The organism is Aquitalea aquatilis, assembly GCF_005155025.1.
GTDB lineage: Bacteria > Pseudomonadota > Gammaproteobacteria > Burkholderiales > Chromobacteriaceae > Aquitalea > Aquitalea aquatilis.
Window position 1 is genome coordinate 3,640,176 of record NZ_CP039731.1, and the last position, 22,901, is coordinate 3,663,076.

Genomic DNA, 22,901 nt, shown 5'->3' on the forward strand with positions numbered 1-22,901 from the left:
CTATTGGTTTCCTCTGGTGGTTTCCCCTAGTGGTTTCCCCTGGCCCGACAAAACAGCCGGTCCGGCTCAGTCGAATTGTTTTCTGAACAGCAGCAGGCCACCGGTAAACACCAGCAGGCCGATGCCGCTCATGCCCAGGATCGCCGGTTGCAATTCCGCCAGCCCCTGCCCCTTCAGCAGCACGCCGAAAGCGATGTCCAGATAGTAGTGCAAGGGCGAGGCATACATCAGCCCGCGCAGCCACACCGGCATGGCTTCCGGCGGCGTCCAGGCACCGGACAGAAACAGCATGGGTGCCAGAATCAGGATGGACAACATCCCCGCCTGTGCCAGATTGCGCGCAATGGTGGCGGCAAACAGCCCCAGCCCGGCCGTGGTAAACACGTATAGCGCCGACAAGGCAAAAAACAGCAGCAGGCTGCCCTTTACCGGAATGGCAAACACCGGAATCAGGATCAGGAACAGGCTGAGCGCCACGCCACACAAGATGACGCCAGTCATCGACACCACTTTGGGAAACAGGATGCCGAACGGCGTCAGTGGCGACACGATCAGCTGCTCCACCGTGCCTCGCTCCTTCTCGCGCACCAGCGCGGCAGCCGGCAGCAGCACGGCAAACACCGTGGCGATGTTCAGCATCTCGGCCACGCCCATGAACCAGCTGTCCTGCTGGTTCGGGTTGTACCAGACGCGGATATCGTTCTGCACTTTTGGCAGGCTGGCCGCTGCCTTGTCGTCCAGCCCCAGCCGCCGCATGGCCGACTCCAGCCCGTACTGGCTGACAATCTGCTGGGCATGGCTGGTGGCCAGAAAACCCAGTACCGAATTGGTGGTATCCACCTGCATGGCCACGCTGGTGGACTGACCGTTGGCCAGTTGCTTGCCGAATTGCGGCGGCACCGACAACACCAGCATGGCACGGCCCTGATCCAGCGCCGCCAGCGCGGCGGCATCCTGCGCCACCGCCCCATCCATGCGGAAATAGGGCTGCTGGAAACGGGACAACAATTCACGCGACTGCGGGCTGCGGTCCTGATCCTGCACCAGCGTGGCGGCATGATTCAGCGACAAGGACACACCGGAAGCCGCCAGAAAGATATCGGCGGTAAAGGCGTAGACGATGAAGGCCAGCAATACCCGGTCCCGCCCCAGTTGCTTCAACTCCTTGACCAGCATCACGGCAAAGCGCCGCCAGTGCAGTTGCCAGCCAGATGGCAGCCATTTCATGTATTCGGCCTCTTGCTGAATAGTCGATAACCAATAGCAAACAGCAGGCAGGCATAGCCAGCCAGCACGGCCAGCGGCCGCCACAGCGACAGCAGCCCCACCCCCTTGAGAAAACAGCCCACCACGATATCGGTGTAATACATGGCTGGCATCAGCTGAGCCACCAGCCGGGCACCGGACCCCAGCGACACGATGGGAATGATCAGGCCGGAATACAGCACGGCCGGAATCATGGTCACCACCATGGTGACAATCATCGCCGCCACCTGGGTACGCACCAGCACCGATACCAGCAGGCCGATACCGGTGGTGCACAGCACGTACACCAGCGTGGCGGGCAGGAAAAACAGCAAGCTCCCCTTGAACGGCACCTGATACAACAACACCGCCAGCAGCCACAGCAGCAGGATGTTGACGCTGGAAATGGCCACATAAGGTGCCAGCTTGCCCACCAGAAACTCGCCGCGGCTGACATTGGAGGCGTAGATATTGAAGATGGAGCCGTTTTCCTTTTCCCGCACCACGCCCAGCGCGGTGAGGAAAGGCGGCGACAGCATCAGGATCACCATGATCAGCTTGGGGGCCAGCGACCAGATGCTGGACACGCTCTGGTTGTACAGATAGCGCGACTCCAGCGCGATAGGCGTTAGCTGCGCCAGGGCGTCCTGCTGCGACAGGCCGGTGGCATGCGATACCGCCTGCGCCACCGCTGCCAGACTGAAGGCGGCATTGATGGCGCTGACATAGCCCTTGGTGGTCATGGCGCGGCTGGGAAAACTGCCATCCACCAGCGTCTGGATGGCAGCTGGCCGGCCCTGCGCCAGGCGCTTGCCAAACTGCGGCGGAATTACCAGCACCACCCGCACCTCGCCCGAGCCGATCAGCTGCCCGGCCATGCGCTCGTCGCCGACGTAGCCGTGAAAGCGGAAATAGCGCGAGTCGATAAAGCGGTAAGCATAATCACGGCTGGCAGCACTGCGGTCGTGATCGACCACGGCAAACGGGATGTTTTCCACATCCAGCGACAGGCCATAACCGAACAGCAGCATCAATAGCGCCGGCACCACAAAGGCCAGCGAGAAAAACAGCCGGTCGCGCACGATTTCGCGCCACTCCTTGCCGGCGATGGCCCATACACGTTGCAGATTCATGCGCTGCCTTTCTGTGCGGACTTCTGTGCCTCCAGCTGACTGACCCGCTGCACGAACACATCTTCCATGCTGATGGGGTGGGACTGCGGCGGCTGCGCCACCCCCAATCCACGCAATACCGTGCCCAGCCGCTCCACGTCCGGCGTCAGCACATGCAAGGCCGTGCCATACGGCGACACATTGGCAAACCCGGCCTGGCGCAGTGCTGCCACCAGCGCGGCGGCGTTGTCAGCGCGGACCTGGTAGAGCTGGCCAACCTCGGCCTGCAGCTGCTGCTTCATGGCATGGGGCGAGGCATCCGCCACCACGCGGCCGGCAAACATCAGCGCCAGATGGTCGCAATGTTCCGCCTCGCTCATATAGTGGGTGGTCACCAGCATGGCCACCCCGTCCAGCCGCGACAGGCGGAACAGAATGTCCCAGAAGGCACGGCGGCCCAATGGATCGACCCCGCTGGTGGGCTCATCCAGAAACAGCACCCGTGGCTGGTGCACCAGGGCGCAGCCCAGGGCCAGCCGCTGGCGCAAGCCCATGGGCAAGGTGCTGGCCAGATCGTTTTCGTGACCATGCAGGCCAGCCATATCCAGAATCCACGCCAGCCGCAGCGCGGTTTGCTGGCGATCCAGCCCGTAGATGCCGGCATACAGGCGGATGTTTTCCACCACGCTCAGGTCCAGATACAGCGAAAACGCCTGCGACATATAACCGATGCGCGACTTGATCAGCGCCCCGGCCTGCTTCATGTCAGCCCCGGCCACCATCCCGCTGCCACTGCTGGGCGGCAGGATGCCGGTCAGCATCTTGATGGCGGTGGTCTTGCCGGCCCCGTTGGCACCCAGCAAGCCGAAAATCTCACCCGGTTGCACCTGGAAACTGACGTCACCCACGGCAACAAAATCGCCAAAGCGCTTGCTCAATCCCTTGGCCTCGATGGCCAGCGCGCTGCTGTCCAGCGGCTGGCGCGGCGCGGCCAGCGCAGCCAGGGTCTGTGCCTGCTGGCTGTCCGGGCCGGGTGCGGCCAGCAGGGCCACGAATACGTCTTCCAGCTCCGGTTCCAGCACATCCAGCTGCTGGCAATCCAGCCCGGCCAACAAGGTAGTCACCCGGGAGCGGGCCTGCTCTGCCGTCAAACCAGGCAGAAACAGCCGAATGGCCGGCCCCATCGCCTCGCATTGCCCGCCAATGGCGCTCAGGCGGCGCATGGCTTCCAGTTGCGGCTCGGCACGGCACAGCACGATGCTGCCCGGCGCGCGCTGCAGAATCTCCGCCGGGCTGCCCTCGGCCAGTTTCTGCCCCTGATGCAGGACGCTCATGCGGGTAAAGCGGCTGGCTTCATCCATATAGGCGGTGGACACCAGCGCGGTCAGGCCCTGGCTGACGATCAGCTCGGCCAGAATGGACCAGAAATCACGGCGCGATACCGGATCGACCCCGGTGGTCGGTTCGTCCAGGATGATCAGCTGCGGGGCGTGGATCAGCGTGCACACCAAGCCCAGCTTCTGCTTCATGCCGCCGGACAGCTGCTTCATCGGCCGCTGGCGAAAGGCGGCTAGGCGAGTGATGGCCAGCAGCTGCTCCTTGCGGGCGGCGGCCTCTGCGTGCGGCACCAGCCGCAGCCGGGCAAAGAAATCGACATTCTCCTCGACCGACAGATCGCCATACAGGTTCTGCCCCAGCCCCTGCGGCATCAGGCCGATGCGGCCTTTGATGACTTCGGCGCTGCGTTCGCTGTCGAGCAACTGGCCGAATACCTCCAGCTGGCCTTGCTCGTAGGACAAGACGCCAGCCACCGCCTTCATCAGGCTGGATTTGCCGGCGCCATCGGGGCCGATCAGCCCGTACAGCTCGCCGCGCTGCACGGCAAGGTCAAGGCCACTGACTGCCTGATGACCAGCATAGCGCTTGCCAAAGCCGCTGGCGCGGATGATGGTGTCGCTCATGGCTACCAGCGCGGCGCTTGCCAGGCCACGCCGTCCTTCCAGCGGATGACGGCATCGGCCGGCAAGCCGGGCGTGAGTCGCCATGCCGGGTTGTCGGCCAAGGCCAGCTTGACCGCATACACCAGCTTGACCCGCTCATCCGGCGTCTGCACCTCTTTCGGGGTGAATTCGGCACGGGCGGCAATATGGCTGACCGTGGCGGCAAAAGCTTGCTGCGGGAAGGCATCGGTATAGATCTGCGCCGGCAAGCCCAGCCTGATCTTGCCGATCTGGTTTTCCGGCACATAGACCTTGAGATAGAGCCGGTTCAGATCGACGATTTCCACCACCGCGCCACCGGCCGCCAGCATCTCGCCCGGTTCGCGCAGGCGGGTACTGACCATGCCGCCGGACGGTGCTTTCAGTTGCAGCTCCTGCAGCACCGCCGAGGCTTCGGCCACGGCAGCGGCGGCCTGATGAATCTGCTCGGCTGCCTGGGTGCGCTGGCTGCGTGCGCTCACGGCAGCCAGCTGCATCTGCTCGGCATGCATGCGGTCCACCGAGCCGCGCGCCAGCAGGTCGGCAAAACGGGCGGCATCCTTGTCAGCCTGGGCGGCAACGGCACTGGCGCGCTGCTGCTGCGCCTGGGCCGCAGCCAGCGCGGCACGGGCAGCCGCCAGCCGTGCCGTCAGCTCGTCCGAACTCAGGCGGGCCAGCAATTGGCCGCTGCTGACCACATCGCCCTCATGCACCCGCACCTCGGCCAGCCGGCCGGGATATTTGGCGGCCACCAGCACGCTATCGCCCTCCAGCCGGCCATTGGCCTGCAGCAGGCCATCCGCCAAGCCACGGTCGCGCGACTGCCACACGCCATAAGCCACCGCCCCCACCAATGCCAGCCCGAGACCGGCCCATACCAACTTGCTCTTGTTCATGTCACAACTCACCGATAGCCCGTTGCAGCGCCACTACCGCCAGGGCGTGGTCATAGCGGGCATTGAAAAGATTGCGCTGGCTGTCCGCCCGCCGCGCTTCGGCGACCAGCACTTCGGTCTGATTGGCCAGGCCGTTGCGGTAGCGATCGCGCTGGATGGCCAGATACTCGTCCGCCGACTGCAAGGCCGCCTGCGCCACCGTGATCCGCGCTGCAGCCTCGATTTGCTGGCTGTGGCTGCGCTCCACTTCCAGCCGCACCAGCGACTGCGCTTCGTGCAGCTGATCCTCCACCGCCATGGCCTGTTCGCCGATGCTGCCGGCGCGGGCGCGGATCAGGCCGCTGTCAAACAGCGTCCAGCTCACGCCCAGCCCGACCGAGCCGACGCCCTTGTTCACCAGATAGGGATTATTGAGATAGCTGTAGGCGGCATAGGCCCCCACTTGCGGCAGGCTTTCCGCCCGTACGCTGCGGGCGCTGGCCTGCAGGGAGGTCGACCACTCGGCCAAGGCGGCCAGTTCCGGGCGCTGGCGCAAGGCCAGATCGCTGAGCTGCCCCAGCGGGCGCTGCTCGGTCTGCAATGTGACTTCATCCGGCAGTGCCGGCTGACTGAACGCGCGTCCCAGCAAGCGGTTATAGGCCGCCTGGCTCAGGCTTTGCGCCTGCTGTGCCGCAATCTGCTTTTGCCGTGCTTCGGCCACCGCCAGTTCGGCCCCCAGCACATCGCCCCGCGCTACCACGCCCTTGCGGAAAAAATTGTTCACATCACGCTGATAGGCCTGCAAGCTGGCCAGATACTGCGCAGCCACCGTGGCCGCATGGCCGGCGCGCAGCACATTGAAATAGGCTTCGGCCACCTGCAAGCGCAGTGCCTGCCGCGCCTGCTCCTGCCCATAGCGGCTGGCACTGGTGGCTGCGGCCGCCGACTGCTGCAGCGCATCGAGCTTGCCGCCGGTGTAAACCGGCAGACTGAGGCGGGCATTGGCAAAGCGCACATCCTCATCGGTCAGTGGCACATCCACCGCGGCCGGCAAGCGGGCGGCCAGCGCCCCCAGTCCCTGGGTGAGCGGGCTGACATCCAGCCGTGCCGTCGGGGTGTGGTCCAGCCGGCTCCAGCCGGCATCGACACTGAGCGTGGGGCCGGCTGCCGCCTGCGCCACCTGCTCCTGCAAATGCGCCGCCCCTACTTTGCGCGCCTCGGCACGCAAGCTGTTGCTGCTTTGCTCGGCCTGCAGCCAGGCTTGTTGCAACGATTCTGCCTGGGCACAAGCCGTTGCGATCAGCAGGCTTAGCAGCCCACAGCGCGAACCCGAAAAAAATGTCATTGCAGTAATGAACACTCATTCATCAAGATGAATAGATTGTATTGCGATGACAGTGATGGCGCTTGCGCTGCATCAGCCCGCTGGCGATAAAACGCAAAAAAAGACCAAAAAAGCTGACAAAAGCAGCTATTTTTGGTCTTTTACTCTAAAAATCAGGCTTTCAGCGCATCCCGTAACTGATGTGCGGCACGCAGGGCAAACGCATAGATGGACAGTTGCGGATTGGCCCCGATACTGGTGGGAAAGACCGAACCATCGATCACGCTGAGATTGCGCAGCTGCCAGTGGCGGCCATATTCATCCACCACGCCCTGCTCAGGCTGACTGCTCATGGCCACACCGCCCATGACATGCGCACTGACCACCCGCGCCAGCAAGGGCTTGAGCGGCAGCTGCATGATCTGTTCGCGCGTGGCCTGCCAGCTGCTTTGCAGGCTCGCCTGCTCGTGCAGCACCAGCACCTGGCGCGCACCGGCGGCGAACTGCAGTTCGGCCATGGTCAGCCAGCTGCGCCGCACGCCATCCCACAGCACATCATTCAGCGGGTAATCCAGCTCCGGCGAGCCATCCTTGCGCAAGCGCACCTGGCCACCCTGGCTGTCCGGATGAAAGCCGTCGCGCAGCAAGGCCAGCATCACGTTCAGATGTGGCAGCTGCTGCATCAGGCTGGTTGTTTCCTGGCCAAAGCCGGACAGGGTGACGCCCATCAGCAAGGGATGCACCGGCGGCACTTCCAGCTTGTAACCCAGTGGGCCATCCAGCGGCTGGGTGTGCATGAAGTGGTCGGAATACACGGTTTGCGGGGCACCGTTATACGGCTCGATGCGTTGCGGCATCACCGCACCGCTGATGACGACCGGGTGCAGGAAGGTGCGCTTGCCCACCTGCCCCCCGCCCAGCTCGCTGCGCAGCAGAATGGCCGGACTGCCAATGGCACCGGCGGCCAGCACCACATGCCTGGCCTTGATGCTGAACTGGCGGCCATTCAAGCTGTGGCCATCAGCAGCCAGCAGGCGGCCCTCGGCCCCCAGCAAGGATTTGCCATCCGCCGCCGGCAGCAGGCGCTCGACCCTGGCCCGCGACAACAGCCCGGCCTTGTGCTGCAAGGCACCGGGAATGGTGGTCACCAGCATCGACTGTTTGGCATTGGTGGCGCAGCCCATGCCGCAATAGCCCAGATTCCAGCAGCCGCGCACATTGCGACGGATACGGCCATGCTTCAGCCCCAGCGCCTGGCAGCCACGTTCCAGCACGCTGTTATTGGGGTTGGGATCGGTCTGCCAGTCGGCGATGCCCAGCCTGGCCTCGGCCATGTCAAACCACGGTGCCATGGCTGGCGGATTCAAGCCTTTGAGGCCATAGCGCTCGCCCCACCAGTTCAGCGTATCCGGCGGCGTGCGAAAGGCGCTGGTCCAGTTGACCGTGGTACTGCCACCCACCGTGCGCCCCTGCAGGATATTGATGGCCTTGTCAGCGGTCTTGCGGCTAGCGGATTCCTGATACAGCTCGGGATAGGCCTTGGCTTCCAGCAGACGGAAATCGCGCGAGGTACGCAGCGCCCCCTCTTCCACCATCAGCACATCCAGCCCGGCCTGGGCCAGCACTTCGGCCGTCATGCCGCCACCGGCACCGGTGCCGATGATCAGCACATCGCAAGTCAGTTGCAGATCCTGCGTCTGCGCCGCACCATCCAGCACCCGCCAGCCGCTGGCCACGCCCTCGGCCACCGGATCGGGCAAACTCATCTTGTCACTCATGGCAGTAGCCCCATGACCTGTTGCGGTTGCTGATAGCCCAGCGCAGCCCAGCTCGCCGGGTTACCAAACCAGGCAGCATTGATCAGCGCATGCAGGGCCTGATAACCGGAGCGCAGCAGCAAGAGCGGGCTTTGCTGCCAGCGCCGCAAAAAAGCGGCCAGATCATCCGGCGTCGCCTGTACCCACGGGCCGTGCACACCAGCCAGCCAGCGCCGGCCCCAGCGATTGCCCAACAGGTCGAACAGCTGGCGCAGCTCCTGCTGCACGGCAGGCAGCAGATTGCGGATGGCCACATCCACCCCGCGCACGATGTCCGGTAGCGGCAGGCCGGCCATGCCCAGCATCACCGGAGCCAGGCTGCGGATAATCTGCTCGTCACCCGCTTGCAGAAATACATGGTGGTCCTGGCTGGCCGTGGGCAGATCCGGCTGCGGGGCGGCCAGGAAGCCGGCCGCCAGCAATACCACGCTACCGGCCATGCCGGTCTTGATCAATTGGCGTCGGGTGATCATCTCAGCCTCGCATCATCAAGCGGAGCAGCCATTGCACGGTGCGGCCATAGGGTGGCCGGGTCATCCAGCTACCCGACCAGCGGCTCTGCTCGAACACCGGTTTGAGCTTGGAGAAGGTGAGGAAACCTTCATAACCATGGTAATGCCCCATGCCGGAAGCCCCGACACCACCAAAAGGCATATCGTGCTGTATCACATGCAGCACGGATTCATTGATGCAGACCCCGCCGGAAATGGTCTGATGCAGGGTTTTTTCGATACGCAGCGGGTCGCTGTCGAACAGATACAGGGCCAGCGGTCGTGGCCGGGCGTTGATGTAATCGAGGGCCTCGTCGAAATTGTCGTAACAGACCACCGGCAGGATCGGGCCAAATATTTCCTCGCGCAGCAGAGCGCAATCGGCCGGGCAGTTCAGCACCAGAGTCAGCGGCAGCTTGCGGGTGCCGGACAGATCCTCGGCGGCGGGGTTGATCTGGCGGATGTCGGCACCGGCCGCACGCGCCTCGTCCAGCCAGCTCTGCAGCCGCTGGTAATGGCGCTGGTTGATGATATTGCTGTAGTCGGGATTATTGGCCAGCGTGGGATAGGCCCGCGGCGCGGCGGCATCCAGCATGGCCAGCAGCCGGTCGCGGTCCTTGGCATTGACCAGCACATAGTCCGGGGCTACACAGGTCTGGCCGGCATTGAACAGCTTGCCGGCGACAATCGACTCCGCCGCCCGGGCAAAATCGGCATCGCGCGCCACCAGTGCCGGCGACTTGCCCCCCAGCTCCAGCGTGACCGGAGTCAGGTTGTCAGCCGCAGCACGCATCACATGGTGGCCGACCTCGGTGGAGCCGGTGAACAGCAAATGGTCGAAGGGCAAGCGGGTAAAAGCCTGCGCCAATTCCGGCCCGCCATTGATCACGCGGATCAGATCCGGCTCGAAGTAACGCCCCACCAGCTCTGCCAGCAACTGACCGGTGGCAGGGGTGAATTCCGACATCTTGATCATCACCCGGTTACCCGCCGCCAGTGCGCCAATCAAAGGGCCCAGGGCAAGAAACAGCGGGTAATTCCACGGCACCACAATGCCCACCACGCCCAGCGGCTGGGGCAGCACGCGATTGCGCGCCGGGCGAAACCACAACGACACCCCGCGCCGCTGCGGCTTCATCCAGCGCCGCAGCTGACTGCGCGCACTGCGCAACTCTTCCAGGCTGGGAAACAGCTCGCCCAGCCGGGTTTCCACGCTGCTGCGCTGGCCAAAATCGCTGCTGATGGCCGCGATCAGAGCATCCCGGTTTTGCTGGATCAGCTGCTCCAGCGTATTCAGCCAGCCCAGCCGGCGGGCCAGTGCAGGGAAACGCTCGGCAGCCGCAGCGCGGCGCAAGGCGGCATGGGCATCCGGCAAGCCGGCAGCGCTTGCCTGCGGCATTGGCATGACATTCATTGTGCTATCCTCGTGTTGTTCCATCCGGCAAACGGTCGTTTAGAGCCACGACTCTAAAGCCAGAATAGCACCGGGAAATTTCCTTGTCACTCTCCGTGGACTGACCATGCTGATCGATTTCTTTACCGCCCTGCGCGACGCCGGCCTGCCGGTATCGCTCAAGGAATTCCTGACCCTGCTGGAAGCGCTGAAACAGCAGGTGGCCTTTGGCAGCCTGGACGCCTTTTATTACCTGGCGCGTACTACGCTGATCAAGGACGAAAAGCATTACGACCGCTTCGACCAGGTATTCGGCCACTACTTTCAGGGCAAGGCGCTGGTACTGGATGATCTGCAGACCGAGATCCCGGAAGACTGGCTGCGCAAGCAGGTAGAGAAGTTTCTCAGCGAAGAAGAAAAGCAGCAGCTGCAGGCACTGGGCTGGGACAAGCTGATGGAAACGCTGCGCCAGCGCCTGGAAGAACAAAAAGAACACCATCAGGGCGGCAACAAATGGATAGGCACCGGCGGCACCAGCCCGTTTGGTGCCTATGGTTATAACCCGGAAGGCATACGCATTGGCCAGGATGGCTCGCGCCACCGCCGGGCGGTAAAGGTGTGGGACAAAAGGGAATTCCGCAATTTCGACAATGCGGCAGAACTGGGCAGCCGCAATATCAAGCTGGCCTTGCGCCGCCTGCGCGAATTCGCCCGCGAGGGAGCGGAAGAAGTACTGGACCTGGACGGCACCATCACCGCCACGGCACGCAATGCCGGCCTGCTCGACCTGAAAATGCTGCGCGAGCTGCGCAACACGGTGAAGGTACTGGTGCTGTTCGATGTGGGCGGCTCGATGGACGACCACATCAAGGCGGTGGAAGAGCTGTTTTCCGCGGTCAAAAGCGAATTCAAGCACCTGGAGTATTACTACTTCCACAACTGCGTCTACGAAACGGTGTGGAAAGACAATCGCCGCCGTCAGGGCAGCAGCCTGTCCACTCATGAGCTGATCCACACCTTTGGCAGCGACTACAAGCTGATCTTTGTCGGTGACGCCACCATGAGCCCGTATGAAATCAGCTACCCGGGCGGCAGTGTGGAGCACATGAATCCGGAGTCCGGCGAAGTATGGATGCGCCGCCTGCTACAGCAGTTTCGCCATGCGGTATGGCTCAACCCGGTGGCCGAGCAAATCTGGGACTACACCCAGTCGCTGCAGATGATGCGCCGCCTGCTGCAAGAACGCATGTACCCGCTCACCCTGCAAGGGGTGGACCAGGCCATGCGGGCACTGAAGAAAACCATGCCCGCCAGCGCCCTGCCCCCAGTCTAATCAGCGGGGAAACGCTGGCCGTTGCCGTCGAAGGCACGCACCTGATCGCGACCAGCCAGCTTGGCCTCATACAAGGCCTGATCGGCCAGCGCCAGTGCCACACTGGCCTCCTGCTGGTCGCGGGCAAAACAGCTGACGCCGATACTCACCCGCACCTGCAGTTCGCCGGCATCCAGCGCAACCCGGTGGGCGCGCACGGCCTGGCGCAATCGTTCCGCCAGCGCCAGCGCCCCGGCCATGCCACAGCCAGGCAGCAGGACGGCAAACTCCTCGCCGCCCAGCCGGCCCAGCACGTCGACCTTGCGCACCACCTGCTGGCAGATGCCGGCAAAGTCGCGCAGCACACGGTCGCCCACGGCATGGCCCCAGCTATCGTTAACCTGCTTGAAGTGATCGATATCCAGCATCAGTACTGCCACCGGATTGCTGAAACGCTGGAAGCGGACAAACTCCTCCTCCTGCTTTTCCATGAAGCTGCGCCGGTTGGCGATGCCGGTCAGCGCATCGGTGGTGGCCAGCAGCCGTAGCGACTCCTCCTGCTGCTTGCGGCTGCTGATGTCTCGGTATACCCACAGCACACTGCGCAAGCGCCCCTCGATGAAGATGGGCACGTGGTCGCGCTCCAGTATGCGGCCGTCGGCCAGCGGCCACTCTTCGCCCAGCACCACCTCGCGTGAGCGCTGTAGCTCCTCCAGCCTTTGCAGCAGCCGTTGCGGGTCGGCAAACTGCTGCGCCGCCATGGCCGCCACCTGCGCACGCCCCTCGTGCTGCAGCTGTTCCGGTGTATAGCCGGGCAGGAACAGCTGGCAGTACTGCTGGTTTACCAGCACTACTTCGCCGTATTGGTCCTCCAGCAGCATGGCACCGTGGAAATTTTCGATGATGGCCAGCAATTGCCGCTGCAGGGTGGCGAGCGCCTCTTCGGCCTGCCGGCGTGCGGTAATGTCATGGATGATGGAAAACAGCAGGGTGCGTCCGCCAGAATCCACCGGTGAGGAATGCACGTCCACCGTGCGCAGCTGGCCATTGGCCAGGCGGTGGGTGAAGGTGAAATGGTTGTGTGCCTGCTGCAGGGCCACGCCCATGGTGCCGCGTATCCTGGCCTCTTCCATCTGGTTGATATTGCTCATCGGCATGCCCACCAGCTCGGCGCGGCGATAACCATAAAAGCGCTCGGCCGATGAGTTGGCATCCACGATCACACCACTGGCCGGATCAACCAGGATCATCACCGCGCCGTGATTCTGGAACAGCATGCGAAAATGCGCCTCGCTGTTCTCCAGCAGTTTTTGCGCCTGCTTGTGAGTGGTGATGTCCTGCACCGTGCCAACGATGCGACAGACATTGCCATTGCCATCCACCTCGGTGGCCTGGCCCTTGTCCAGAATCCACAGCACCTCGCCATTGCGCCGCAACAGCCGGTACTGGATCTGGTATTGACTGGCCTCGCGCTTGAGCAGGGCGCGGATATTGTGCCGCACGGTGGGCAGGTCGTCCGGATGCACCAGTGCCTGCCATTGCCCCGGGTTGTCATGCAGCTCGTGATAGTCGTAACCGACCATACTGACCAGCTGCTGGTTAAAATCCAGCCGTCCCAGCGCCACATGCCAGTCCCACAGCCCGATATTGGCCGCGCGCATGGCCATGTCCAGCCGCTCCTGGCTTTCACGCAAGGCTTCCTCGGTACGCTTGCGCTGGGTAATCTCCGAAATCAGGCCGTGCCAGCGTACCGACTGGTCATCCTGCAATTCCGGTGTGGCGCGGGCCTCTACCCAGATCAAGCGGCCATCCGGCAGCAGGACACGAAACTCGCTGATCCACGGCAACTGATAGCGCAGCGCCGACTCACCCTCTTCCCGCACGCGCTGCCGGTCATCCGGAAACACGCGCTGCCAGACCAGATCGGCATCCTGCTTGACCTGGGCTGGAGTGACGCCAAAGATGGTCAGCACCCCGTCGCTGACATAGGAAAACCTGCCCTGCCCCTGCGGATCGGACCAGAACTGATAGATCATGCCGGGGATATTGGTGGCGATCTTGGCCAGCCGGTCTTCACCCTCCACCTGGTTGCTGACATCCATCCAGTAACCCTGCACCACATCACCGGTCACTTGCTGCACCTGCTCTTCCAGCCAGCACCAGTAACCTGCGCCATGCCAGAAACGATAGCGCCGGCTGCTAAAGCCGTGCTCCTGCCCCAGCCGCCAGCCGCCATCGGCCAGTCCACTCAGTTCGTCCGGATGCAGATGCTGCAGCCACCAGTCAGGCTCCAGCAGAATGTCCTCGGGGAAATAACCCAGAATCGATGCCACATTGGGGCTGACTTCCACCACAACCCGCGGCTGCTGTGCATGGCAGGCGAACGCCACCATCGGGCCATTGGCAAACAGCGCATGCTGGCGCGTCATCAACTGTTGCAGGCGCTTGAGCTCGGTCACGTCCTGCATCACCACCATATAGCCGCCGGCAGCACCCGGCTCAACCATGGCCGTGATGGACAGATTGACGGTATGCAGCCGACCATCCTTGCCACGCAGCGGCCATTCCCGCGTCAGGCTGCGGCCGGGCTGAACTTCGGCAGTGAAAATCTCGACAGCCGCCACCTCGCGCCCCAGCCGGGCCGCCAGCTGGCAACGCTCCTGCTCCAGCAAGTCCGGCTCCAGCAGGACGCTGGGCAGGGCCTGCCCGCACAATTCATCAGACCGATAGGCCAGCAGCTTTTCTGCCGCATGATTGAACAGGATGATCAGGCCATCTGCACTCAGCGCCATCAGCGCGCTGTCGGCAGCATTGAGCATCGACAACAACAGGCCAGCCGGTGGCGGCTGGCCCTGTGGCGCAACCGAAGATGATGACAAGCTCAAGACCGTCTCCCGGCATCGATAGGCTGATTCATGCTTTACTTTATAGATGATGTTTGGATTGCTCCGCAAAGTGCTATGAAATTACTGCGCTTTGCTTGAAAAAAATGGCAATACCCGCATATTTAGCTTGAGCAATCAGCCAGTTGCACCAACAATGAAGGCAGAGGTCAGCCCAACAAGACCTCACCTAGCCGAGGGAAGCCCGCCATGGAAACCATACTGATGATCCTTATGATCGCTGCCTTTGCCATCGTGCTGGGCATGCTGACCGCCCCGCTGGAGAAAAAGCGCGAGCTGATCCCCATCCCCATCCGCATCCGCAAGGAAGACGAGCAGCCACGTCGCCGGTCTTCACGCTAAGCGGATACCCGCGCAAGCAAAAAGGCAGCCACGGCTGCCTTTTTGCATGGGGCGGCCTGTGTCAGAACTCGCGCTGCGGCACCAGCACCGTACGGTTGCCATTGCTTTCCATGGCACTGACAATGCCGGCGGCTTCCATCTGCTCGATCAGCCGCGCCGCACGGTTATAGCCTATGCGCAAATGACGCTGCACCGCTGAAATCGACGGCTTGCGCGTTTTCAGCACGATTTCCACCGCTTCATCGTAGAGCGGGTCGCTCTCGGTTGCCGCCTGGGTCTTGCCGGTGGCCGCAGCAGACTCTTCATCCGCCTCGGTTTCGCCGGTGAGCAGGCCTTCCACATAATCCGGCTCGCCCCACTGCTTGAGGAAATCCACCACGGCATGCACTTCGTCATCGGTGACAAAAGCGCCATGCACCCGTTGCGGATAACCGCTGCCCGGCGGCAGGAACAACATGTCCCCCTGACCCAGCAGGCTTTCCGCGCCCATCTGGTCCAGAATGGTCCGACTGTCGATCTTGCTGGACACCTGGAAGGCAATCCGTGTCGGGATGTTCGCCTTGATCAGACCGGTAATCACATCCACTGAGGGGCGCTGGGTGGCCAGAATCAAATGAATACCCGCCGCCCGCGCCTTCTGCGCCAGACGGGCAATCAGTTCTTCGATCTTCTTGCCGGCCACCATCATCAGGTCGGCGAACTCGTCCACCACCACCACGATGAAGGGCAGATTATTCAGCGGCTCCGGTGTTTCCGGTGTCAGGCTGAAGGGGTTGGTCAGCCGGCGGCCAGCCGCCTCGGCTTCGCGCACCTTGTCGTTGTAACCCGCCAGATTACGCACGCCCAGCGCGCTCATCAGCCGGTAGCGCCGTTCCATTTCACCCACACACCAGTTGAGCGCATTGGCGGCCAGCTTCATGTCGGTCACCACCGGGGCCAGCAGGTGCGGAATATCGTTGTATACCGACAACTCCAGCATCTTGGGGTCGATCATGATGAAGCGCACTTCGTCCGGCGTGGCCTTGTACAGCATCGACAGGATCATCGCATTGACGCCCACCGATTTGCCCGAGCCGGTGGTACCCGCCACCAGCAGGTGCGGTGCCTTGGCCAGATCAATGGCCACCGGCTGACCGGTAATGTCCTTGCCCAGCGCCATGGTCAGGCGCGAGGCCGGCTGCTGGAACACATCGGCCGAGAAAATCTCTGACAGCCGGATCATCTGGCGCTTGGCATTGGGCAGTTCCAGCCCCATGCAGGTCTTGCCGGGAATGGTTTCCACCACCCGGATGGAGGCTAGCCCCAGTGCCCGCGACAGGTCTTTCATCAGGTTGACCACCTGGTTGCCACGCACGCCAACAGCAGGCTCGACCTCGTAACGGGTAATCACCGGGCCGGCATAGGCATCCACCACGCTGACCTTGACCTTGAATTCGGCCAGCTTTTCCTCGATCAGGATGCCGCGCTCCAGCAATTCGTCTTCCGATACCACCGTGGTGGCTTCTTCGGCCGGGCGCAGCAAGTCCAGACCCGGCAGGCAGTCTTCACCGTAAATCACCGGCAGGCTGGAACGATGGGCGACGGCTGGTGGCAAGCTCCATGGCAGCGCAGCGTTTGCGCTACTTGTCGCAGCAGGCTCCGACACCACAGCCAGCGGCGCAGCCACTACCGCAGCCACCTCGCTGTTGGCCGTAGCTGGGGCAGTTTGCGGCAAATCAGTCTCGTCCAGCAGATGCCACACCAGATTGCTTTCCGGCTTGCTGGCCGGGGTGGGCGTGGGAGCGTTCTCACGAATCATCGACCACGGCAAGACCGCTTCAGCTGCAGCCGGGGCGGCCAGCTCTGCCGGCCGGACCAGGCTATCCGGCGGCACCGCCTGCTGTCTTTGCTCGGGCCAGCGCCACGGCTGGCGCTCAGGCTCGAGCAGTGGCGCAACCGGCGCCACCACAGGAGTTGAGGCAGCCATCGTCACGGCCAAGGCAGCAGGCATCGCCGGCTGGATAAGGGGCTGCGCTAGCGGACTTACACTACTGGCTTCCGGCTCGACCGCGGGCAGCGCTTCGCTGACAGCGACAGCGACAGCTGCAGCAGACAGACTGATGGCAGACAGGCCTGCGGCTGAGCCCTCCTCCGCCTGTGGCAAAACGGGCAGCAGGTCAGGCGGCTCGGCGCTGGCAGCAGGCTCACTTACAGTGGCTGCGGCCGGGAGCGTATCGCTCACCGCCAGCTGCTGCGACGGCAGCACCGACGGTGTGGCATCCGGCATGGCTGCAGGTTCAGGTGCAGGTGCAGGTGCAGGTGCAGGTGCAGGTGCAGCAGACTCTGCCACGCGGGGAGACAAAGGCGCATCGGGAATATCGGCCAGCGACAGGCCGGGCAGCACAGCGGCCGGTTCAAGGTCCGGGGCCGGCTTGGCCGCCGCTGGGCGCGGCACGGGCGGGCGGATCCAGCCTTCATAAGCATTGCTGCGGGGCTGTTGTTCGTGCCGCACGATGGCCGGCTCGGGCGGCGGCGGGCTGACCCGTGGCGGGATAGGCTGGGTGATGATCTTGCGTGGCGCAGGATGCACCGGCTGCAACACCACCGCCGGCTTGACTACCGGGGCCTCATGACTGCGCCGTTTGCTGTGCAGGGCGTTGACCTGGGCACGCACTTCATGCGGATCAATCACCGGCAGCTGGCGCGGCTCGGGGTGACCGCCCAGCGACTGGCGCTGGGCCTGGCGACGACGCGAACCGTGATGCAGATTGTTTTGCAGCTCGTCCAGCCCGATGACCGGCAGATTTTCGCCACGCGGCTGACTGGACGATCCGGCTGGCGGCTTGGTCTTGAGCTTGCGGTAGCTACGCTCCAGCTCGACATGCGGCAGATCGGCGGCAGGCATGGCCGGCTTGGTCTGCACACGCGGAGACGCGCTGACCGGCTGCACCGGCACTGCGGCGGCAACTGCTACCGGCTGAGACTTGGCAACAATCGGGGCAGTCTCCGGCTCGCTGCGTGATGGCGGCAGCAGGTCCGCCTCATCATCCGGCGCGGCGGCATCAAAGCGGATGGCCACCGGCTCACGCCGGCGTTCGCGAAATGCCGCTGGCGCGATGTCCAGTTCTTCGTCATGACCCGCGCCCAGCACGCGATCCAGCTTTTTCAGCAGGCGCTCACGCTGCAGCGACACCCGCGCACGCCAGGGGTGCTCGGCTCCCAGCTTGCGCCAGGTCACCCCTGCCGCCACACCCAACATCATCAGCCCAAGCACAAACCACACGATCAGCAACCTCTTTCCTCATTCTGCCGCAGCGGCGGACACCCGGCCCAAAGCCAGTATCGCGCCGCACAGCAGGGGGCAATTCAAAGCGCCGATTGTACCCGGTTTTAACCGCGCTTCGCATTGCCGCACTGCGCAAATGGCGGCATAAACAAAAAAAACCCCGCACATGGCGGGGTTCCTGTTCAAGGTTCAAACCGGTCAGTTGCTGGCCACAGTAGCCGCGATGTCCTGGTAATCCTTGATCTTGTCGAAGCTCAGGTAACGGTAAACCTCGGCACCACTTTCATTGATGATGCCGATGTTTGCCTTGTACTCTTCCACGGTCGGAATCTTGCCCAGCTTGGAGCAGATGGCGGCCAGCTCAGCCGAACCCAGGAACACATTGGTGTTCTTGCCCAGACGGTTGGGGAAGTTACGGGTGGAAGTGGACATCACGGTAGCCCCTTCGCGCACCTGCGCCTGGTTACCCATGCACAGCGAGCAGCCCGGCATTTCGGTGCGGGCACCGGCCATGCCGAACACACCATAGTGACCTTCGTCGGTCAGTTGCTGCGCGTCCATCTTGGTCGGCGGCGCCAGCCACAGCTTGACCGGCAGGTCGCGCTTGCCTTCCAGCAGCTTGGAAGCGGCACGGAAGTGACCGATGTTGGTCATGCAGGAGCCAATGAACACTTCGTCGATCTTGGTGCCGGCGACTTCGGACATGAATTTCACGTCGTCCGGGTCGTTCGGGCAGGCCACGATCGGCTCCTTCACGTCGGCCAGATCAATTTCGATCACGGCGGCGTAGTCGGCGTCGGCATCACCCTTCAGCAGTTCGCCGTTGGCAATCCAGTCTTCCATCTTCTTGATGCGGCGTTCCAGGGTGCGCGGGTCGGCGTAGCCGTCGGCAATCATGGTCTTCATCAGGGTGATGTTGGAGCGCATGTATTCAGCGATCGGCTCCTTGTTCAGATGCACGGTGCAACCGGCAGCAGAACGCTCGGCCGAAGCGTCGGACAGCTCGAATGCCTGTTCAACCTTGAGATTCGGCAGGCCTTCGATTTCCAGCACGCGACCGGAGAAGATGTTTTTCTTGCCAGCCTTGGCCACAGTCAGCAGGCCTTGCTTGATGGCGTACAGCGGAATGGCATTCACCAGGTCACGCAGGGTGACACCCGGCTGCAGTTCGCCCTTGAAGCGCACCAGTACCGATTCCGGCATGTCCAGCGGCATCACGCCGGTAGCAGCAGCAAAAGCCACCAGACCGGAACCGGCCGGGAAGGAAATGCCGATCGGGAAGCGGGTGTGCGAGTCACCACCGGTACCCACGGTATCCGGCAGCAGCAGGCGGTTCAGCCAGCTGTGAATCACACCATCGCCCGGACGCAGTGCAACACCGCCACGGGTGGAGATGAAGGCCGGCAGCTCCTTGTGCATTTTCACATCCACCGGCTTCGGATAAGCGGCAGTGTGGCAGAAGGACTGCATCACCAGATCGGCGGAGAAGCCCAGACAGGCCAGATCCTTCAGCTCGTCACGGGTCATCGGGCCGGTGGTGTCTTGCGAACCCACGGTGGTCATCTTCGGTTCGCAGTAGGTACCCGGACGCACGCCCTGGCCTTCCGGCAGACCACAGGCGCGGCCAACCATCTTCTGTGCCAGCGAGAAACCCTTGCCGGAGTTGACCGGATCTTTCGGCAGACGGAAGGTGGTGGACGGAGCCAGACCCAGTGCTTCGCGCGCCTTGGCGGTCAGGCCACGGCCGATGATCAGGTTGATACGGCCACCGGCGCGCACTTCGTCCAGCAGCACTTCGGACTTCAGCTGGAAGTTGGCAACGGTTGCGCCGTTCTTTTCGATCTTGCCGTCATAGGGGTAGATGTCGATCACATCGCCCATTTCCAGCGCGGAAACTTCCACTTCGATCGGCAGCGAGCCGGAGTCTTCCTGGGTATTGAAGAAGATCGGTGCGATCTTGCCACCCAGGGTTACGCCGCCAAAGCGCTTGTTCGGTACAAAGGGGATGTCCTGACCGGTAGCCCATACCACGGAGTTGGTGGCGGACTTGCGGGAAGAACCGGTACCCACCACGTCGCCCACGTAGGCAACCAGATGGCCTTTTTTCTTCAGGTCTTCGATGAACTGCATCGGACCGCGCTTGCCATCTTCTTCCGGCACGAAGGCAGCACCCGGACGGGTGTTCTTCAGCATGGCCAGATAGTGCAGCGGGATATCCGGGCGGCTCCAGGCGTCCGGTGCCGGCGACAGATCGTCGGTATTGGTTTCGCCCGGCACCTTGAATACGGTAACGGTGATTTTCTTTTCCACTTCCGGACGGCTGGTGAACCATTCGGCATCGGCCCAGCTTTGCAGCACGCCCTTGGCGTTGGCGTTGCCGCCTTCGGCCAGTACTTGCACGTCGTGGAAGAAATCGAATACCAGCAGGGTTTTCTTCAGGCCTTCGGCGGCGATGGCGCCCACTTCGGCATCAGTCAGCAGGTCGATCAGCGGCTTGACGTTGTAACCACCCAGCATGGTGCCCAACAGTTCGGTGGCCTTGGCGCGGGACACCAGCGGCGATGCTACCGTGCCTTCGGCGACGGCAGCCAGGAAGGAAGCCTTGACCTTGGCGGCATCATCCACACCCGGCGGTACGCGGAAGGTGATCAGCTCGACCAGCAGATCTTCCTCGCCCTTGGGCGGGTTTTTCAGGAGTTCGACCAGTTGTTCGGTTTGCGTGGCGGACAGCGGCAGGGGCGGAATGCCCATGGCGGCGCGCTCTGCAACATGCTGACGGTAGGCTTCGAGCATAGCTTGGGACCTTTTTGCTTGGGTTGTTTGCAATGAGTCAACCGCCAGTGCAGGATCAACTGGCGGCAACCGTCCGGGGCAATACGGTTCTACCCCGTTTTGATTGCTGGAAGATTACGCCGTCTGACCGCCAGTGACAAACGAGTAATCGAAACATCGCCTGTGAGTTATACTCACACCATGAGCACTTACCCCCCACTCAACGCGCTGCGGATATTCGAGGCTGCAGCAAGGCTGGAAAGCTTTTCCTCGGCAGCCGACGAGCTGTTCGTAACCCACGGTGCTGTGAGCAAGCAGATCAAGCAGCTGGAGGAATGGCTGGGCGTGCGGCTATTCGAGCGCGCCGGCGGACGGGTAAAACTGACCGATACCGGCTGGCGCTACCTGATCCAGGTGCAGGACGGGCTGGACCTCATCGCCAACGCCACTTCCCAGCTGCTGCAGCCGGACAACCAGCGCCGGCTCACCATCAACTCCACGCCCACCATGGCCATGCACTGGCTGATGCCCAGGCTGCACGTATTCCGCGAAAGCTACCCGGATGTGGAGCTGCATCTGGTGACCTCCGACCGCGACATCAGTCGGCTGGACAGCCCTTTTGACATCGCCATCCGCCGCGGCCCCGGCGACTGGCCCGGCCATATCGCCAAACCATTTCTGGAGGAGTGCGAGCTGCCGCTATGCTCCCCCGCGCTGCTGAAACGCTTTCCAATCGAAAGCCCGGCCGACCTTGCACAGCACACCCTGCTGTATGCAGACACCCGGCCGACGGCCTGGCAGCGCTGGCTCACCCTGGCTGGCGTGCCGGAGCTGAAACCGGCATGCGGCCTGCACTTCGACCGTTTCTCGCTGGCACTGCAAGCCGCGCTGGATGGGCTGGGCGTGGTGCTGGGGCCACTGCCGATGGCGCAGTCGCTGGTGGATTCCGGCCAACTGGTGGCCCCGTTATCCAGCCCGGTGGTGCCAGTACGTGATTACTGCTGGATCGTGCCGCGCACCGCATCGGGCGACTCCACCGTCGCGTCCTTTTGCCGCTGGCTGGAGCAGGAAGCCGGGCAGATGCGTCCCTTTCCGGCAGCCGGACTCAACGACAACATGATTGCCCACGCTTTTCCGGAAGACTGATAGCGCACCATTCAGTATCAGGGCTGCTGCGGCGTCAGGCCCAACTGGCGCATTTCCAGCGGCACACTGTCACGCGGCAGCCATTTATTGTAGATACGGCGAAAACTCCCGTCCTTCTTCATGGCTGCCAGGCCCTCGTACCAGCGCCTGACGGTGCGGGACGAGGTGCCACGTGAGAAGGCCAGATAAAGTTCCAGCGACTCCAGCACCCTGACCACTTCCACCGCATCGGCCGGCTGGTGAATGCTCTTCAATACCGAAGCCACCACGAAGCCGCCCTCCACCCACAGGTCATAGCGCCCGCCCAGCAATTTCTGCGCCGACACCTGCGGCGTGGGGGCCAGATCCACCTCGACAAAACCGGCAGACACCGCCGCATCGGCGAAAATACTGCCCCGGTACGCCCCCACCGGCCGGCTGTAGAGCCCGGAGCCCAAGGCCAACAAATTGCCAGCTTCCCCCTTGCGCGACAGCAGCACGGTCTGCGACACCGCCACCGGCCCGACCAGCGTCATCAGCTTTTCACGCGCATCGCTGCGCCCCACGGTAAACAGCAGCACATTGGGGGTACTTTCCAGTTCGCGGTAACCGCGCGCCCACGGCACGACCTCGATGGCCGTATTGTCATGAATGCGCGCTTGAATCTCCCGCACCACCTCTACCGCCATACCATCCGCCACACCATTGTGCTGAAAGGTGATGGGTGGCCACTCCTCGGTGAAGATGGTCAAGGCCGCAGCCGGCGGGACAACAGACAACAGAATCAGCAACAAGAGAATCCGCATGGCAGTCATCTCGCTTGGGTGACTGTTTATTGATAGCTGTTAGCGCATGACGATGCAGGCATATTCGTTATAATGTCCGCCTGAGATTGAGCCGCTGCGCCTGAACCCAGCCAGTACCGCACACCCACCGAACGCAAGGA

The 22,901-nt window shown here is 63.0% G+C and carries 15 protein-coding genes; 3 read left to right on the top strand and 12 right to left on the bottom strand.

Annotation, left to right across the window (positions count from 1 at the left end; translation table 11 throughout):
* Nucleotides 1-66: 66 nt before the first annotated feature.
* From FAZ30_RS17035 to FAZ30_RS17070, 8 genes are all read right to left on the bottom strand, one after another.
* Nucleotides 67-1,227, bottom strand: a complete 1,161-nt coding sequence (locus FAZ30_RS17035) for an ABC transporter permease (protein WP_124643962.1) — start codon at nt 1,225-1,227, stop codon at nt 67-69.
* Nucleotides 1,224-2,378: an ABC transporter permease gene (locus FAZ30_RS17040; protein ID WP_124643961.1), complete on the bottom strand. Its 1,155-nt coding sequence runs from the start codon at nt 2,376-2,378 to the stop codon at nt 1,224-1,226. Before FAZ30_RS17040 ends, FAZ30_RS17035 begins: the two co-directional genes overlap by 4 nt.
* Nucleotides 2,375-4,402 carry an ATP-binding cassette domain-containing protein gene (locus tag FAZ30_RS17045; protein ID WP_205676611.1) on the bottom strand — a complete coding sequence of 676 codons (2,028 nt, stop codon included), beginning with the start codon at nt 4,400-4,402 and terminating at the stop codon, nt 2,375-2,377. The genes FAZ30_RS17040 and FAZ30_RS17045 overlap by 4 nt, the downstream gene beginning before the upstream one ends.
* Complete coding sequence (locus tag FAZ30_RS17050; RefSeq protein WP_137009915.1) at nt 4,321-5,232, bottom strand: HlyD family secretion protein; 912 nt, start codon at nt 5,230-5,232, stop codon at nt 4,321-4,323. Before FAZ30_RS17050 ends, FAZ30_RS17045 begins: the two co-directional genes overlap by 82 nt.
* Nucleotide 5,233: 1 nt before the next feature.
* Entirely contained in the window at nt 5,234-6,556 is a 1,323-nt protein-coding gene (locus FAZ30_RS17055; protein WP_124643958.1) for a TolC family protein, read from the bottom strand.
* Between the two features lie 152 nt (nt 6,557-6,708).
* Nucleotides 6,709-8,301, bottom strand: coding sequence for a GMC family oxidoreductase (locus FAZ30_RS17060; protein WP_124643957.1), 1,593 nt, complete (start codon nt 8,299-8,301; stop codon nt 6,709-6,711).
* A gap of 8 nt (nt 8,302-8,309) precedes the next feature.
* Nucleotides 8,310-8,825 carry a hypothetical protein gene (locus tag FAZ30_RS17065; protein WP_124643956.1) on the bottom strand — a complete coding sequence of 172 codons (516 nt, stop codon included), beginning with the start codon at nt 8,823-8,825 and terminating at the stop codon, nt 8,310-8,312.
* A gap of 1 nt (nt 8,826) precedes the next feature.
* On the bottom strand, nt 8,827-10,257 hold the full coding sequence (locus FAZ30_RS17070) for a coniferyl aldehyde dehydrogenase (RefSeq protein WP_124643955.1): 1,431 nt from the start codon (nt 10,255-10,257) through the stop codon (nt 8,827-8,829).
* 106 nt (nt 10,258-10,363) lie between these two features.
* Between FAZ30_RS17070 and FAZ30_RS17075 the strand changes: the two genes are divergently transcribed.
* Nucleotides 10,364-11,569 (top strand): vWA domain-containing protein, encoded by a 1,206-nt coding sequence (locus FAZ30_RS17075; protein ID WP_137009916.1) that lies wholly within the window; start codon nt 10,364-10,366, stop codon nt 11,567-11,569.
* Here the strand turns inward: FAZ30_RS17075 and FAZ30_RS17080 are convergent.
* The gene (locus tag FAZ30_RS17080; protein ID WP_124643953.1) at nt 11,566-14,433 is read right to left on the bottom strand and encodes a sensor domain-containing diguanylate cyclase; all 2,868 of its coding nucleotides are present in this window, start codon (nt 14,431-14,433) and stop codon (nt 11,566-11,568) included. The two genes, FAZ30_RS17075 and FAZ30_RS17080, sit on opposite strands and share 4 nt — an antisense overlap.
* A gap of 207 nt (nt 14,434-14,640) precedes the next feature.
* Between FAZ30_RS17080 and FAZ30_RS20465 the strand changes: the two genes are divergently transcribed.
* Nucleotides 14,641-14,793: a hypothetical protein gene (locus FAZ30_RS20465; RefSeq protein ID WP_168190873.1), complete on the top strand. Its 153-nt coding sequence runs from the start codon at nt 14,641-14,643 to the stop codon at nt 14,791-14,793.
* A gap of 61 nt (nt 14,794-14,854) precedes the next feature.
* Here the strand turns inward: FAZ30_RS20465 and FAZ30_RS20830 are convergent, their stop codons facing one another.
* The gene (locus FAZ30_RS20830; RefSeq protein ID WP_246043436.1) at nt 14,855-18,055 is read right to left on the bottom strand and encodes a DNA translocase FtsK; all 3,201 of its coding nucleotides are present in this window, start codon (nt 18,053-18,055) and stop codon (nt 14,855-14,857) included.
* Nucleotides 18,056-18,256: 201 nt separating this feature from the next.
* A complete protein-coding gene (gene acnB / locus FAZ30_RS17090; RefSeq protein WP_124643952.1) occupies nt 18,257-20,851 on the bottom strand; it encodes a bifunctional aconitate hydratase 2/2-methylisocitrate dehydratase in 2,595 nt (864 codons plus the stop codon).
* Nucleotides 20,852-21,031: 180 nt separating this feature from the next.
* Here acnB and gcvA point away from each other — a divergent pair, with 180 nt between their 5' ends.
* Entirely contained in the window at nt 21,032-21,976 is a 945-nt protein-coding gene (gene gcvA / locus FAZ30_RS17095; RefSeq protein WP_124643951.1) for a transcriptional regulator GcvA, read from the top strand.
* Between the two features lie 17 nt (nt 21,977-21,993).
* On the opposite strand, the gene FAZ30_RS17100 is transcribed toward gcvA, so the two are convergent.
* A complete protein-coding gene (locus tag FAZ30_RS17100; protein WP_158613591.1) occupies nt 21,994-22,761 on the bottom strand; it encodes a substrate-binding periplasmic protein in 768 nt (255 codons plus the stop codon).
* Nucleotides 22,762-22,901 lie beyond the last annotated feature (140 nt).